At 36.6% G+C, this 16,532-nt stretch carries 10 protein-coding genes and 1 pseudogene; 10 read left to right on the top strand and 1 reads right to left on the bottom strand.

Going from position 1 to position 16,532, the window contains the following annotated elements:
* Positions 1 to 10: 10 nt before the first annotated feature.
* The 9 genes from V7014_RS17345 to V7014_RS17305 all read left to right on the top strand — a co-directional run bounded on the left by V7014_RS17345 (position 11) and on the right by V7014_RS17305 (position 14,715).
* Entirely contained in the window at positions 11 to 886 is an 876-nt protein-coding gene (locus tag V7014_RS17345) for a carbohydrate ABC transporter permease (RefSeq protein ID WP_335508692.1), read from the top strand.
* A 16-nt stretch (positions 887 to 902) separates the two neighbouring features.
* A complete protein-coding gene (locus V7014_RS17340) occupies positions 903 to 2,915 on the top strand; it encodes a YIP1 family protein (protein WP_335508691.1) in 2,013 nt (670 codons plus the stop codon).
* Positions 2,908 to 5,115, top strand: a complete 2,208-nt coding sequence (locus V7014_RS17335) for a DUF5696 domain-containing protein (protein WP_335508690.1) — start codon at positions 2,908 to 2,910, stop codon at positions 5,113 to 5,115. The genes V7014_RS17340 and V7014_RS17335 overlap by 8 nt, the downstream gene beginning before the upstream one ends.
* Before the next feature lie 5 nt (positions 5,116 to 5,120).
* Positions 5,121 to 5,993, top strand: a complete 873-nt coding sequence (locus V7014_RS17330; RefSeq protein ID WP_335508689.1) for a carbohydrate ABC transporter permease — start codon at positions 5,121 to 5,123, stop codon at positions 5,991 to 5,993.
* 18 nt (positions 5,994 to 6,011) lie between these two features.
* Positions 6,012 to 6,956, top strand: coding sequence for a carbohydrate ABC transporter permease (locus tag V7014_RS17325; RefSeq protein ID WP_335508688.1), 945 nt, complete (start codon positions 6,012 to 6,014; stop codon positions 6,954 to 6,956).
* Between the two features lie 68 nt (positions 6,957 to 7,024).
* Positions 7,025 to 8,242, top strand: a complete 1,218-nt coding sequence (locus V7014_RS17320; RefSeq protein WP_335508687.1) for a glucoamylase family protein — start codon at positions 7,025 to 7,027, stop codon at positions 8,240 to 8,242.
* A gap of 28 nt (positions 8,243 to 8,270) precedes the next feature.
* A complete protein-coding gene (locus tag V7014_RS17315; protein WP_335508686.1) occupies positions 8,271 to 10,682 on the top strand; it encodes a beta-galactosidase in 2,412 nt (803 codons plus the stop codon).
* A 33-nt stretch (positions 10,683 to 10,715) separates the two neighbouring features.
* Complete coding sequence (locus tag V7014_RS17310) at positions 10,716 to 12,893, top strand: glycoside hydrolase family 3 N-terminal domain-containing protein (RefSeq protein WP_335508685.1); 2,178 nt, start codon at positions 10,716 to 10,718, stop codon at positions 12,891 to 12,893.
* A 94-nt stretch (positions 12,894 to 12,987) separates the two neighbouring features.
* Positions 12,988 to 14,715: a phospho-sugar mutase gene (locus tag V7014_RS17305; protein WP_335508684.1), complete on the top strand. Its 1,728-nt coding sequence runs from the start codon at positions 12,988 to 12,990 to the stop codon at positions 14,713 to 14,715.
* Between the two features lie 869 nt (positions 14,716 to 15,584).
* Here V7014_RS17305 and V7014_RS17300 read toward each other — a convergent pair.
* Positions 15,585 to 16,190 carry a lipoprotein BA_5634 family protein gene (locus tag V7014_RS17300; RefSeq protein WP_335508683.1) on the bottom strand — a complete coding sequence of 202 codons (606 nt, stop codon included), beginning with the start codon at positions 16,188 to 16,190 and terminating at the stop codon, positions 15,585 to 15,587.
* 203 nt (positions 16,191 to 16,393) lie between these two features.
* Here V7014_RS17300 and V7014_RS17295 point away from each other — a divergent pair.
* A pseudogene (locus V7014_RS17295) lies at positions 16,394 to 16,501 on the top strand (zinc ribbon domain-containing protein); the annotation flags it as partial.
* Positions 16,502 to 16,532: the final 31 nt, after the last annotated feature.

The raw sequence follows: 16,532 nt of genomic DNA, 5'->3' as shown, positions 1-16,532 counted from the left end.
TGAGTTGAATATGGCATCTTTTCAAGGAACACAAATCAATCCGAAACGGTTTCATAAGAGTCAGCTTAAGTTTTATGCGTTTTTAATTCCTTTAGCGGTTTTTATGGTGCTTCCCATCATTTACATCATTTTTCATGCATTTAAACCGATTGATGAGTTATTTGCTTATCCACCAAGGTTCTTTGTAAGCAATCCAACATTAAGTAACTTTACGGATTTATTTTCACAATCGACAACAACGGGCGTGCCAATGAGTCGATACTTGTTTAATAGTCTTCTAGTAAGTCTAATAGCGGTGGTATTAACGATTGTTTTTAGTACAATGGCTGGATATGCGCTATCAAAGAAGCAATTCAAATTGAAAAAAGGACTGTTTGAATTAAATACGCTGGCGTTAATGTTCATTCCAGCAGCAGTAATGATTCCTCGTTTCTTAGTTATTGAACAGTTGGGTCTAATTAATTCGTTTTGGGCGCACATCTTACCACTCTTAGCGATGCCAGTTGGTGTGTTTCTAGTAAAGCAGTTCATTGATCAAATACCGAATGACTTAATTGAAGCGGCGAAGTTAGACGGAGCAACAGAGTTTCAAATTTATTGGAAGATTATCTTGCCAATGGTAAAGCCTGCAATTGCGACATTAGCGATTTTATCATTCCAAACCATTTGGAACGCTACAGAGTCATCTATGTTGTATGTGAATGATGAATCTCTGAAAACATTATCATTTTATATGAGCACATTAGCTACTCAAACAGGTAATACAGTTGCCGGTCAAGGTATGGCGGCAGCATCATCATTAATTATGTTTGTACCAAACTTAGTGATTTTCATTTTCATGCAGAAGAAGGTTATGAATACAATGGCTCATTCAGGTATTAAATAGAAAGGAGATGGAAAGTGTGAAAAAAATAATTAGTTTTATTGCATTGGCTTTCATGCTAATGACTGGTACATATCAAGCTAGTGCAAGTGCACCGTATGTAACGGAAACACTATCTCCGCAAAATGAGCTTATTGTTACGCAAACAGCATACAATCCTGTTGGTTTGTTTGCGAATGAATATCAATTTGAAAAAATAGAAGACATATTTTTAGATGAGCATGGTTCTATGTATGTTGTGGATTCGGCCCTACAAAAAGTAATCAAGTTTAATTCACGTGGTGAAGTACTAGCTGAGATTGGTACTGGGCTTTTTAAAAAACCTCTTGGTGTGTTTGTATCGGAGACGAATGATATTTATGTAGCCGACCAAGATTTAAAAGAAGTAGTCAAGTTTGATCAAAATGGAAAGGTGGTTAGTCGTTACGGAACGCCTGATTCCCCTTTGTTTGGTAAGAAGATGGGATTTAAACCTCAAAAAGTCAGTGTAGATAAGCGAGGTAACTTATATGTTATTAGTGAAGGCTCAGCAAATGGAATTGTTCAATTAAATGCTGAGGGAGAATTCCTAGGGTTTTATGGATCCAACTCAACAGAACAATCGTTTATAGGTAATATGCAAAAGATGCTATTTCCAAACTCCATTAAAGACAAGAGCATTGAAAAGTTGCCACCAGCTCCTACCAATATCGTAATTGATGACACTGGATTAGTGTACAGTATCACAAAAGGAACGACGAATGAAAGTATTAAGAAGTTAAATGTAGCCGGTACTAATATGCTTGGAACAGAAATGATAGGCAAGCAGAATTTAGAAGATATCACCGTTGATGCATTTGGTAATATTTCCATAGTTGGTAACGATGGTATTGTCAGCGTTTACGATAGTTACGGTAGGTTACTATTCCAATTTGGTGGGAAAGATGATGGTACGAATCGCCTTGGTTTATTCCAACAACCATCAACAATTGCAGTCGACGAGCAAAATCGCTTATACGTTGGTGATCGCGAGAATGGTACGATTACAATCTTTGAAATTACAAATTTCGGAGAGAAAGTACTTGGTGGTGTAGCAGGATTAAAAGAAGGTTTATATATTGAAAGTCAAAAGTATTGGGAAGAGGTATTACAATTAAATGACTCATTTGCTTTAGCTCACACAGCAATGGGAAAAGCTTACTTCCAGCAAAATCAATATAGTGGAGCTTTGAAAGAATATCAGCTAGCGAGTGATCGAGAAGGCTATTCGAATGCGTTTTGGCAAATTCGTCACGAATGGATGTTAAATCACCTAGATGTTGTACTGTACGTTTTCCTAGGATTTGTAGCGGTAGTGTTACTGATTCGTTTCTTAGATCGTAAAAAGCAGATATTAAAGCCCGTACGTTATGTCTTTAGAAAAATTAAAAACATTCGCTTAGTAAGTGAACTGCTATTTATGTTCTATTTCTTAAAAAATCCAATCGATGCATTTTATGAATTGAAGAGAAACAATCGTGTTTCCATCTTGTCAGCAACGATTCTTTATTTCGTATTCTATTTGGAAATTCTCTTCTCAATGCTAGGATCGGGATATATTTTCACTAGTAACGTTGAAGACTTTAATCTTGGACTTACAACAGTATATATTATTGGATCGCTTACATTATTTATCGTAATGAACTATTTAGTGAGTACGATCAATAATGGTGAAGGTAAATTTACGCAAGTATATAAAGGTGTGATTTACTCGCTAACTCCATTTATAATACTAAGTTTTCCAATTACAATAATATCTAATTTCCTTACGTATAACGAAGCATTTGTATATGAATTTACATTGCAGATTGCTGCTGCATGGTGTGGAGTAATTCTGTTTATCATGATTAAAGAGCTTCATAATTACACGATTTCTGAGACAGTTCGCAATATTTTGGTGACAATATTCGCCATGATTTTAACCGTTCTTGTCGTTCTATTACTATTCGTACTAACAAAACAAGTATTTGATTTTGTGTATTCCATCGTTCAGGAAGTGATCATACGTGTATAGAAAAATATTACTAATAATAGTTGCTTGTTCACTAGTTGCTCCTTCATTTACTTTAGCTGCTGCAAATGATTTAAAGTATTCTTCCAACGCTTATACACAAGCTGTAAAAAAGGAAGCGAAAGTAGTAAATCTACATAATTTAGATGGGTTTGAGAAGTATGCTGAGAATACTAATCTAGAATTGTATGTAGAAGAAGAAGCTGCAGCAATTAAGTTAAGAGATAAAAGATCTGGCTATATTTGGAGCTCAACAGCTCCTAATATGAAAGGTGAAAAGTTAAACAATACGTGGGAAAACTTCATCAATTCAGCTCTTACGATTGAATACATCGATAGCAAAGAAAAAATAAAAAAAGAGAACATTCTTGATAATAGCTCAAGAGTAAAAATACAAAAAAGAAAAAATGGCTTTGAAGCAGATGTACGATTTATGAAGGCCAAAATACAAATGACATTAATCGTCACGCTAACGGAAGATGGTATCTCAATAGAGATCCCTAAAAAGTCAATCAAAGAATTGGGAAAAAATCGCTTAGCAACTGTTCAAGTGTATCCTTTCCTAGGTTCAACGAAGCAAGATGTGATTCCAGGTTATATGTTTATTCCGGATGGAACAGGTGCATTGATTCGGTTTCAGAACCAAGAGCTTGGCACATCTACACCATACATCGCAAGTGTATACAATAAAGACCGTGGCTTTGAAAACAAAACGGTTGAAGATGAAAAGGTGTTGGAGCCTGAACAAATTCACTTTCCTGTCTACGGGATTGTACATGGTGAAAAGCAGCATGCATTGATGACAACAATTAAGGAAGGCCAACATTATGCTGAGCTGGAAGCCTATCCATCGGGTGTATCAACAGAATTTAACTGGATCACGCCAACTTTTTCATACAGATCACAATATTTTCAACCAACAAGTAAAGACATGAAAGGTATCAATGCATATCAAAAGGAAATGAATGACTTTGATATTAACATGCAGGTGAAATTGTTAACAAACAAGGAAGCGGATTATGTTGGGATGGCGCAAAGCTATCAGCAAGATCTTATCGATCAGGGCTTGCTAAAGAAGAAAACAAATCAAGAAGTAAACATGCGTTTAGAATTTCTTGGAGCAGAACGAAAAGAAGGACTTCTATTTGATTCCGTTTTAAAGATGACTTCTATAGAAGATATGCAAAACATCATTAAAGATTTGCAAAAAGACGAGATTGCTAACCTTGAAGTTACATATCGTGGTTGGAGTAAAGGTGGGTTTAGTGATTCCTTCCCTAATAAAATGAAGGTTGAAAGAGAAATTGGTAGTAAAAAAGATTTACAGTCACTATCGGCTTCACTAAAAAAAGATGATATTCCTTTCTCATTGTACATGGATTATACACGTGGTGATGAAGGAGGAAAAGGTTATTCTGGTAAGAATGATGTTGCCAAGAAAATCAGCGTAGGACCAATTGAGAATAAGAATAATGACTACATTTCCTATGTTTTATCACCTAAGAAATCTCTTGATTTATTTACAACTAGTGAAGAGTTTATCAAAGATGTAGGTGTATCTGGTATATCAATGGATTCGATAGGATCGAAGTTATTTTCTGATTTCAATAAAGAAAATCCTTCGACTCGTTTAGAGACACAAAAAACGTATGAGAAAATTGGCAAAAAGGTAGTGAAAGACTTAAATCATGTAGCTTTATATAAACCAAATGACTATATGCTTCCTTATAGCGATGTCATTTATGATGTTCCTATGAATTCGTCAAGATACCAATTTTTCACTGATACAGTTCCGTTTGTTCCAATCGTTTTAAAAGGTTCTATCGATTATTTCGCACCATTCTCGAACTTCTTTGCTGATACGGATGATGTCTTGAAAATGATTGAATATGGAGCTTTTCCATCATTCTATTTGACAAAAGAACCAACATTTGAGTTGCAACATACAGGTTTAAGAGATTTATATACGACGAAATATTCTACATGGAAGGAAGAAATGGTGAAGCAATATGAGTTAGTGCAGCAGCATTTAGCACCAGTCCAAGGGGAAGAAATAATCGGACGTACCGTTTTACAAACAGGTGTTGTAAAAGTGGATTATTCAAATGGAATAAGTATGGTTATTAACTACACAGAGGAAGATTACAAGAATCAAACATACTCTGTAGGTGCCAATGAGGTAATTAGTGTGAAAGGAGAGTAGAGGATATGAAAAAACAGACATTATTTTCGAAGATGAAAAAGAATTACGTAGGTTACGTTTTCATCTCCCCGTGGCTTATTGGTTTTCTCGTGTTCACACTGTATCCTTTATTGCATTCTATATTCTTAAGTTTTCAAAAGGTTAAATTCTCTCCAACCGGAATTCAGACAGAAAGTATTGGTATGGAGAACTATAGCAAGATTATTACAGGTGATATAGATTTCACCCAGCATTTACTTGAATTTGTTAAACAACTAGTTATTTCCGTGCCAGTTGTCATCGTATTTGCTTTAATCATTGCTTTGTTGTTGAATCAAAAGATTAGATTTAAAGGATTCTTTAGAACGATCTTCTTCTTACCGGTTATCATTTCAAGTGGACCAGTTATGAAGGAGCTTTCGGACCAAGGATTTACCGCTATACCTAACATTGAGAATTATGCTTTTTATCAAATTCTACTAGATAATAGCGATAATTTCTTTGTTGGAATCATTACATACTTAATAACTAATGTCATTAGTATCTTATGGTTCTCAGGTGTTCAAATATTAATATTTATTGCGGCGCTGCAAAAACTAGACAAGCAAGTATACGAAGCGTCAATGATTGATGGAGCTTCGACTTGGGAACAATTTTGGCTCATTACCCTTCCAAGCTTAAAGCCTATGATTCTTGTGAATACAATCTATACAATCGTAACCATTTCGGTGTTTTCATCGAATCCGGTTATTGAGCATATTTCGAAGCAAATGTTTAAAATCAATACTGGCTTTGGTTACTCATCAGCATTGTCATGGCTGTACTTTATCGTGATCGCTGTCATTATTCTTCTTGCAGTAGGTATTCTATCGTATAAAGGCAAACGAAAATATGGTTGAGGAAGGGGGAAATGAAGAATGAGAAATTCAGCTAAGTTTTTTGCTTATAAATCGAAAACAAAGAAGGTTCTCTTCGGATTAAACGGCTCGGATGGTATAGTGCTCAGACTCGGTATATATGCGTTATTAATCGGAATTGGCTTTGTTTACTTAAATCCGATCATTAGTATGATTTCATATAGCTTTAAAAGTCTGGATGATCTGTTAAATCCGTTAGTCAATTATATTCCAACTGCTTTACATACGGAAAACTATGAAAAGGCAAGTGAAGTGCTAAACTTCTTTCCAACATTGCTACAAACATTAGCTGTAACAGTGATTCCTTCTATTATTCAAACGTGTTCAGCAGCTATGGTTGGGTATGGATTTGCAAGGTTTAACTTTCCGTTTAAGAAAGTATTGTTTGTATTCGTGTTAATAACCTTTATCATTCCGCCGCAAGTGCTTGCTATTCCAAGATATGTGTTCTTCTATGATTTAAACATACTTGGAAGCATACATAGTTATTCGTTACTTGCGTTGTTTGTACAAGGATTTAATAGTGCCATCTTTGTCTTGATCTTCTATCAATTCTTTAAGAGTATTCCTAAAGCATTGGAAGAAGCGGCTCAACTTGATGGAGCAGGGCATTTCAAAATCTTCTTTAAAATAGCAGTACCAATGGCTGTACCAGCTTTTATCATTTCATTCTTATTCTCTTTTGTATGGTATTGGAATGAAACATTTACAGCGGCACTTTATTTCGGAGATGCATTAACCACACTTCCGCTCCAATTAGAACGATTTGCGGCAACGTTTGAGAAGATGTTCGCATCGAACGCTTCGGGTAGTGGTTCAAGTATCAATGAAGCAATTAAAATGGCGGGTACAATGCTTTCCATTTTGCCACTTCTAATTGTGTACTTTATTACGCAAAGATGGTTCGTTGAAGGTGTCGATCGCTCTGGTATTACAGGCGAATAATCAATTCATAAAGTAGTATTTGGGAAGTTCTATTTTTTAAAAAATTTATAGAATAGTAGGTTGCAAATATGAGAAATGAGACCACTTTAGCTTTAGAAGCTCGTGGAAGTTTTGATTTTTTCTGGAATGAAGCGAATACGGATGAAGCTTCTCCTGGCTTTGGATTAATACGTGATAATACAGCAAGTAAGTATAAGGAGATGGCAAGTATTGCATCTGTCGGGTTTGGCTTAAGTGCCATCCCGATAGGTGTAGAAAGAGGATGGATTACGCATGAAGAAGGTTATCGACGTGCGGAAGGTACACTACATACTATGCTCCATCACGCTGAGCAAGTAGAGGGTTTCTTCTATCATTTTCTTTATATGGATACAGCTAAACGGTTTAACCAATGTGAAGCATCTGTTATTGATACGGCCATCCTAATCAATGGAGCGGTTGTTGTTGCAGAGTACTTCGGAGGCGCTGTTTATGACTTATTCGAGCAAATCTACCACCGTGTTAATTGGGAATTTTATCGTGATAAAGACAAAAATGTGTTTTATATGAGTTACCTGCCTGAACGCGGTCATGAAGGGCAATGGGGGATGTATGGTGAGCAACTGATGCAATACTTGTTAGGTGTTGGTTCGCCAACTCATCCGATTCCAGTAAGTTGTTATGAAACAATGGAAAAATTAGAAGGTACGTATGGTAAATATACCTATATTTATACATGGTTTGGATCATTATTTACGCATCAGTTTTCCCATGCTTGGTTTGATTTCAGAAATAGGATAGATCGAGAGGGAACAGATTGGTTCAAAAATTCACAGCAAGCGACACTAGCTTGTCGCCAATATTGTATCGATAATCCAGAAGGCTTTAAAGCCTTTCATAGTCACTCTTGGGGCTTAACAGCATGTCAAGGTCCAAGCGGTTATAGTGGTCGATACGGTTCACCTCCAACAGGTGGTAGAGATGGTGTACCTATGCATGTGAATGATGGAACTGTTGTACCAGCCGCACCAGGTGGTTCGATCCCATTCGCACCTGAGGAATGTATTGACGCATTGAATTACTTCTATGAAGAAGTGCCCGAATTATGGGGGGAATATGGCTTCTATGATTCTTACAATTTAGAAGGTGAACAGCCTTGGGTTGCAGATCGCTACATTGGTATTGATAAAGGGATTACCCTTCTCATGATTGAGAACTATGAAAGTGGTCTTATCTGGGATTTATATATGAAAAATAAGTATATACAACAATCAGCAGCACAATTAGGGTGGACTGTTGTTGAATAAATCAAATCTATAGAGAGTAGGTAGTGACATGATTGAATTCAAGCATAAACAAATCTTTATTGATGGTAAACCGCAATTATTAATGTGTGGGGAAATTCATTATTACCGTTTGGATGTAAGTGAATGGGAAGATCGTGTAATTAAGCTGAAAGAATCAGGTTGTAATGCAGTTGCATCGTATATTCCTTGGATTTGTCACGAAGAGAAAGAGGGAGAGGTAGACTTAACAGGTCATACTCGCCCTGAGTTAAATCTAAAAGGCTTTATAGAATTATGTCAAAAGTATGATTTATTCTTCATTCCTCGTCCGGGTCCATTTATTATGGCAGAGATGAAAAATGATGGTATTCCATTTTGGGTGCATGAAAAACATCCTGAAATTATTCCGACTACATGGGATGGAAACAAGGTCACAACAGTATCAGTTGATAATCTAAATCCAAATTTCTTGGAAGAATCAAAGCATTGGTATCGTGAAGTATTTGCTATTCTCATTCCATTTCTCCATTGTAATGGAGGAAACATTATCGGTATTCAGTTAGATAATGAAGTGGGAATGCTTTCATGGGTAAGTAATTGTCCAGAGTTTACTGATGTTGTTCTAGAAGATTTTAACACATGGTTGCATAGTCAATATGGAGAAGAACTAGTCGAAAGATATCCAAATGTTGATTTTACAGAATTAAATAAGTTCCGTAAATCAGTAGAGTCACCGTCAGAAGATTTTGCGTTACAGCTTCGCCAAGATCTAGGTGTTTACATGCGTTACCGTTATACGAAGTATTTCACTATTTTACGAGAGTATGCAGAAGAACTAGGTGTGAAAGATATATTATGGATTATCAATATTCACGGAACATCTGCAGGCCGTGCGTGCACATTACCAATAGGAATTAGCCAACTTTATGAAACATATGCAGATGGAAAATGTATATCAGGATCTGATATTTATCTTGGCGACTTAACCATGACTAACTTTGTTGATTTATATGTCAACAATGCTTTTATGGATGCCTGTCACAATGAACATCAACCGCTTACATGCTTAGAGTTCGAATGTGGTGATGGAAACTATGGAGAAAGAGACACGGCTCGTTATGATGTGTCGGCTGCTGACTTCAAAACAAGAATGTTAATGGCTCAAGGCTTTAAACTACTAAACTACTATTTATTCTGTGGAGGACGTAATTATCGCTTAGCAGATGATCATAATGATGGTAATAACCGTATTGCTACAACAGGTGAGCGTCATGGTTTTGCTGCACCAATTAGTCCTGAAGGTGAAAAGAATTACACATATCCACGTATGGAGCAAAGTATCCAGACGATGATGGCTGTTGGAAACAAGTTAGCGACGATGACGGAGGAAACGGATGATTTAGCATTAGCGTTCATTCCGGATTACTTCATGACGGAGCATCACTATCCGAAGAGTGAAAAAATGAAACGCATCGTAGAAAATTTAACAAACAGACGTGCATATGATGCGTGGGATACGATGGTTAAGGCGGTCTTGTTAAATGGATATCGCTTTACGTCCATTGATATTCAAAACAAACCAATAGCTGGTGTGAAAACATTGCTTGTAACATCGGCATTATATATGCATCCACATATCCAACAAAAGCTTGTAGATTTTATGAATGCAGGCGGTAATGTTTTACTTTACGGTGAAGTTCCTGTTTACGATATGGAAGGTAATAAATGTTCGATTTTAATGGATGCTCTAGGGGTGACTTCTGCTAGTGAAGATCAAATAAGATGGGATTATTACTTATCTATATATGGAGATGGCTGGGCAGCTAATCGAGCTGAAGTACGTGCAATCCATGCTCAAGCTCTTGAAGTCGAGGGAGTAGAACCTCTATTCCGCATTTATGGCAATGACAAAGTTTGTGGATTTGAAAAGAACATGCAACAAGGAAAATGTATTGTGATAGCGACATCTTATATTTGTCATGTCCCATTCTTCAAAAGCGTTGTGGAACGTCTTGGGGTATCACCTCAACTATATCATGATTACACACAATTCCATGGCTTGTTTACAACGATGACAAAAAATGAAGAGGGCGAGCGTTTTGTTCACATCTTAAATTTCGATGGTTATAACAAACCATTTACGCTTCAATATGGTGATCAAAAGTTATTTGATGGTCGTTCAATCGAAATCGGCAGCAAACGTGGTTTGATGCTCCCATTGAATGTTCGCATTCAAGAGCAGATAACTATTGTTTATGCAACAGCGGAAGTAAATAAGGTTGAAGAAAATGCCTTAACATTCCGTTTAACACAAAGAGAAGATGTAATTGTGCTAGATACAGAACATAAGATTGCTGATAGTCCAGATTACAATGTTGAAATGAAAAATGGCTACCAATACATTACATCGAATAAGAATAATCCGTATGAGGAATTATTGACTATTACATTTCAATCGTAACGATACAATAGATGATGCAAGGAGTTTTTCTATATGACTACAAACAAAAGCGTTTCTATTCATGATTTAGTAGCGAGTATGACGATTCAAGAGAAAGTAGCTCAATTATTACAAATTGCACCGCACCTTTTCAATTCAGAAACAAAAGGTGAAATTACAGGTCCTTTAGCAGAAATGGCAGAAATGGGATTACAAGCAGAAGATGTGAAAGCAGCTGGTTCAGTACTAGGTATTTCTGGTGCAGAAGAAATGATTCAGTTGCAGAAAACATATTTAGAAAACAGTGATAAAAAAATTCCACTTCTTATTATGGCTGATATTATTCATGGTTATCGTACGATTTTTCCAATTCCATTAGGTTTAAGTTGTTCATGGGATTTGGAATTAGCAGAGAAGACAGCGGAAGTGGCAGCGAAAGAGGCTTCAGCTGGTGGTGTACATGTGACGTTTTCTCCGATGGTTGATTTAGTTCGTGATCCTCGTTGGGGAAGAGTGATGGAATCAACAGGAGAATCTGCACATTTAAATAGTGAATTTGCTAGAGCGTTTGTACGCGGATATCAAGGTGAAGACTTATCGGATTATGAAAGACTAGCCGCTTGTGTGAAGCACTTTGCTGCATATGGCGCTGCTGAAGCTGGTCGTGATTATAATACGGTTGATATGTCGGAACGTATTCTTCGTGAATCGTATTTACCAGCTTACAAAGCAGCACTTGATGAAGGCTGTAAGATGGTAATGACATCATTTAATACTGTGAACAGTGTTCCGCCATCGGGAAACACATGGCTGATGCGCGATCTACTTCGTGAAGAATGGGGATTTGATGGTGTTGTTATTTCCGATTGGGGTGCGGTGAAAGAATTAATTCCGCACGGTGTGGCAGAAGATATGAAAGAAGCTGCTAAGAAATCGATTACCGCGGGCGTAGATATTGAAATGATGACAACATGCTATACAACTCATCTAGAACAGCTGATTAAAGATGGCATTGTTTCAGAAGCTTTACTTGATGAAGCGGTCCTTCGTATTCTGCAATTGAAAGAAGAATTAGGTTTATTTGAAAATCCGTACCGTGGGGCAGATCCTGAGAAAGAAGCTGCACTTGTCGTATGTGAAGATCATCGAAAAGTGGCAAGAGAAGCAGCTGCTAAATCAATTGTTCTACTAAAAAATGAAGGCGTTTTACCACTTTCGAAAAATACAGGTAAGGTTGGAATTTTTGGGCCATTTGCGGATAACCCAGAAATCAACGGCGGTTGGTCATGGCAAGGGAAATTCGAAGAAAATATCACTATTAAACAAGGGGTTATTAATAAAATTGATAGTGAACATGTCGTTGTTGCTAAGGGTTGTGGCTTTGAAGATGGTTCAGATGAAGAGCTGCAAGAGGCAATTAATTTAGCAGAAACATGTGACACAATCATTCTAGCTCTAGGTGAACATCACGATATGAGTGGTGAAGGTGGTAGCCGTACAAATATCAAGCTTCCTGGTCGTCAGCTAGAGTTAGCTAAAGAGCTCGCAAAATTAGAAAAGCCAATGGTCGTTGTGCTCATTAACGGTCGTCCATTAGATGTAGCGGAATTATTTGATGTAGCACCAGCTGCAGTGGAAGCTTGGTTCCCAGGAACAGAAGGTGGAAACAGCGTGGCAGATATCTTGTTTGGCGATTACAATCCTAGCGCACGTTTAACGATGAGCTTCCCGCAAACTGTAGGCCAAATTCCTGTATATCATGATAGCTTTAATACAGGTCGTCCTAAGCAATTCGAAAGTAATCCAGATCGCTTTACATCTCATTTCTTAGATTGTCCTAATGCACCATTTCTACCATTTGGATTTGGTCTGAGTTATACAACATTTACTTATTCGGATTTCCAATTAAGCGATACGCAACTGACAGCAGATGGTTCTATTAAAGCCTCTGTAAAAGTAAAGAATACAGGGCATGTTAGTGGAGATGAAACGGTTCAATTATACATTCGTGATGTAGCAGGTAGCGTCGTTAGACCGGTTATGGAGTTAAAAGACTTCCGTAAAATCTCACTTGCTCCACAAGAGGAAAAAATAGTGGAATTTACGATTACAGAGGAAATGTTACGTTATTATAATATTGAGTTAGCGTATACATCTGAACCGGGTACATTCATTGCGATGGTAGGACCTCATGCAGGAAATGTTCAAAATCTAGAATTTAAACTTCAATAGGTAATTTTTAATCGGTGGGAGGCATTTGTCTCCACCGATTATTTATTAAATCGTTAAAAAATAGCAATAATGCAATAAAAAGGAGTTAATTACATTGGGTTGGAAAGCAGAATATGACCGTTGGCTAAATCATGAAGCGTTAAATAAAGAAATGAGTGAAGAGTTAGAGCAAGCGAAACAAAATGAATCATTGCTAGAGGATTGTTTTCATAAAAATTTGGAATTTGGTACAGCGGGAATGCGTGGAGAGCTGGGAGCAGGCACGAACCGATTAAATGTCTACACCATTCGCAAAGCAGCAGAAGGGCTCGCTCGCTTTATTGAGAAACAGGGTGATGACGCAAAACAACGTGGAGTAGTAATCGCCTATGATTCTCGACATAAATCATCAGAATTTGCTATGGAAGCTGCGCTTACCATCGGTGCTCACGGAATTAAAGTTTATGTTTTTGAAGAATTAAGACCAACACCCGAATTATCATTTGCTGTTCGATACTTGCATACATTTAGTGGCATTGTTATAACAGCCAGTCATAATCCCCCTGAATACAATGGCTTCAAAGTCTACGGAAAAGATGGTGGACAGTTACCACCGGAACAAGCAGATGAATTAATCAACTATGTGAATGGTGTTGACAACGAACTGACGATTGAAACAGCAAAAAAGGAAGCAATACAAGAGAATGGCATGCTTCAAATGATTAGTGAAGAAGTAGATGCAGCGTATATGAATCATTTGCAATCGATCATTATTCAACCAAACCTTGTCTATGAAGTAGGAAAAGACTTAAAGATTGTCTTCTCACCACTTCATGGTGCAGCGAACTTTCCTGTACAAAGAAGTCTTGAAGCAGCAGGCTTTCAACAGGTAACGGTTGTTCAAGAGCAAGAGCAACCCGATCCTAATTTCACAACTGTAAAGTCTCCGAATCCAGAAGATGTAGCGGCGTTTGAACTAGCCATGAGCTATGGTGAAGCCATTCATGCAGATTTGTTAATAGCTACAGATCCAGATGGTGACCGAGTAGGTGTTTCCGTTCGGAACCACGACGGTGAATTTATTGTATTAACAGGAAATCAAACAGGTGCACTATTGATTGAATACTTACTATCACAAAAGCAAATGAAAGGTGTTCTTCCGCAAAACGGTGTTATTCTTAAATCCATTGTAACTTCTGAATTAGGGCGTCAGATTGCAGATGCTTACGGTGTAACAACGATTGACGTTTTAACAGGTTTTAAATTCATCGCTGAAAAAATGCGTCAGTTTGAGGAAACAAAGGAATTTTCTTTTCAAATGGGCTATGAGGAAAGCTATGGTTATCTTATTCGTGATTTTGCTCGTGATAAAGATGCCGTTCAAGCTGTATTACTCATTAGTGAAGTAGCGGCTTACTATAAAGAACAAGGAAAAACATTATATGACGGTCTATTAAATATTTATGAAAAGTACGGATATTATCGTGAAGGACAAGTGTCATTATCTTTCAAAGGCATTGAAGGAACGAAAAAAATTGAATCAATCATGAATTCATTTAGACAAGATATTCCTTCGTCCATTGCAGAGACGACTATTATTAAAATGGCAGATTATAATGAGGGCGTTTATATTGACTTAATGAATCAGCACAAGGAAGAAACTTTATTACCAAAATCAAATGTATTAAAGTTCTTCTTAGAAGATGGATCATGGTTTTGTATTCGCCCATCAGGCACGGAACCGAAAATCAAATTTTATTTTGATGTAAATGGTTTATCGATGGAAGATAGTGAGCGGAAGTTTAACAAAATGAAAGACTTTATTATGCAAAGAGTGGGATAACAGCTAAAGGATTACAACAAAAAGGAAGAGAAGCAATTTTGCTTCTCTTCCGTATATAGAGCTTCAAATGGAATAAGATTAATGGTGGTTAGGTTGCTTTTTTCCTTTTTCTTTCGGAAAAAGGTGGTGATAAAAAACGTTCATTTTAACACACGTTATCTACTGTAATGTCAGCAATGTCAGACTTTCTGATGATTCCTTTTACTACTAGGACATCTGCTGGTAATAGAATCATAGTCTGTCGTCCAATAACCTTCATTTAGTGTAACGATTATTATATATAACTGAACCCCTTGTTAACCATACCTTTTGTTTCTTCTCAACAGAAATGCTATTTCGAGTGGAAAGCTTTCATAACCTTACGAATGTTTTCTTACACTTACAGAAGTGAGCTTTTCTTCGATATGAAATCATTGTGTGTTGTTTTTGGTGCTTTTTCGTCTGCTTGATGTTGATTAGAAACTGTACTTAGTTTGACAGTGAGAAAACAGCGCTAAATCCATCGTTACATTTGTTATGATGTCTGTTTGATGTAATGATTGCTTCATAAGATGGAACTAATTCAATTCAATGAAGAAATAACCGGTTTGAAAAGAATAGTTCGTCTTTCACCTGCTTTTCATATACATCTAAAACAGTATTGTGCCACATCATAAAATCCGGTTTTTGCTATTCTGCTTCGGGGTCGAAATCAACTCGTAGCTTAAGAAATCATTGTCCTTGAGTGATTCTCCCATGTTCTAAGCAACCAACCACCGTGGTTGACGAGATGCCTTTCTTTATCTCGTCATTGAATATATACCCGCTATACAAAAGAATAACCCTCTTTTTTTAAAAAAATAAATTTTTTATTTATTGAAAAAGTATGATTAACCTTTTTGTAAAGTTATTGTTACTAATTGTGGTGATAATTCTTCTTTAAATTTATTCATAGATGTTTCAGATTCTTTGGCGCTCTTAAACAACAGAACCCCTACATTAGTGCTTTCGCCTTGAATGGATTTATATATTTCATTATCAACAATCATAAAGGCATCTGCATAGCTTCGCGATGAACCAATAATAATATTACCTTCATATTTTGTTGCGTACGTTTTTCCTTCAATTTCAGGATTTTTGATTTCATCTTTTGCAAAGAGAACCCCTTGCTCTTTTTTGACAGAGGGTAGGGACTTAATGATTGTTGCCTCATCATCTTTCACTTCACGGAATAATCCTTTCATAAGGAAGGATTGTGCAGTTGTTTCATCCATGACCATTATTTTTTGTGCATTACTTTCTGTCATTTTTGTTTCGTACATATTAAAGCTTTTTAATTCATTTCTTAGAGGAGCTACATCACTTTCAATATTTTCTTTATTTCCATAAAGGATAATTCCATTCGCTCGTTCTCCAATTACTTTATCTACTAAACTACAGCCTGCTAGAGCTGTAAATGAGCATAAGCTAATAAGTAATATAAGCCATTTTTTCATAGTTGATTACCATCCTTTTTTTAATTAATTTACTTTACTCATTGTAGAAGAGAAAACAGTATTGTTGTATCGATATAGCTTTCGTTAAGCTTACATTTTTGTCATTTTTATTATTTGATATAGCACTTCACGATATACACAATTCGATGAGACTTTATCGTTAGAATTTTCGTATAAACAATTAAAAAGGGAGTTGACTTCAAATGAGTGAAAAAGGTTGTATTAAATGTGGTAGCAGAGATGCGGCGAAGAAAGAAGTTGCTATGACGGGTACAGGTTTATCTAAGATGTTTGATATTCAACATAATCAATTTGTCCCGTTCTAACTGGCGCTAAGACTCC

Source organism: Bacillus sp. JJ722 (genome assembly GCF_036963345.1).
In the GTDB taxonomy this organism is placed as follows: Bacteria; Bacillota; Bacilli; order Bacillales; family DSM-1321; genus Bacillus_AD.
The sequence above is the reverse complement of the archived record's forward strand: the minus strand, read 5'-3'. Positions and strand labels throughout refer to the sequence as shown.

Bases quoted from the DNA above. Each gene is read 5' to 3' on its own strand.
- V7014_RS17345 (WP_335508692.1), top strand. From the start codon at position 11: ATGGCATCTTTTCAAGGAACACAAATCAATCCGAAACGGTTTCATAAG.
- V7014_RS17330 (WP_335508689.1), top strand. From the start codon at position 5,121: ATGAAAAAACAGACATTATTTTCGAAGATGAAAAAGAATTACGTAGGT.
- V7014_RS17325 (WP_335508688.1), top strand. From the start codon at position 6,012: ATGAGAAATTCAGCTAAGTTTTTTGCTTATAAATCGAAAACAAAGAAG.
- V7014_RS17320 (WP_335508687.1), top strand. From the start codon at position 7,025: ATGAGAAATGAGACCACTTTAGCTTTAGAAGCTCGTGGAAGTTTTGAT.
- V7014_RS17315 (WP_335508686.1), top strand. From the start codon at position 8,271: ATGATTGAATTCAAGCATAAACAAATCTTTATTGATGGTAAACCGCAA.
- V7014_RS17310 (WP_335508685.1), top strand. From the start codon at position 10,716: ATGACTACAAACAAAAGCGTTTCTATTCATGATTTAGTAGCGAGTATG.
- V7014_RS17300 (WP_335508683.1), bottom strand. From the start codon at position 16,190: ATGAAAAAATGGCTTATATTACTTATTAGCTTATGCTCATTTACAGCT.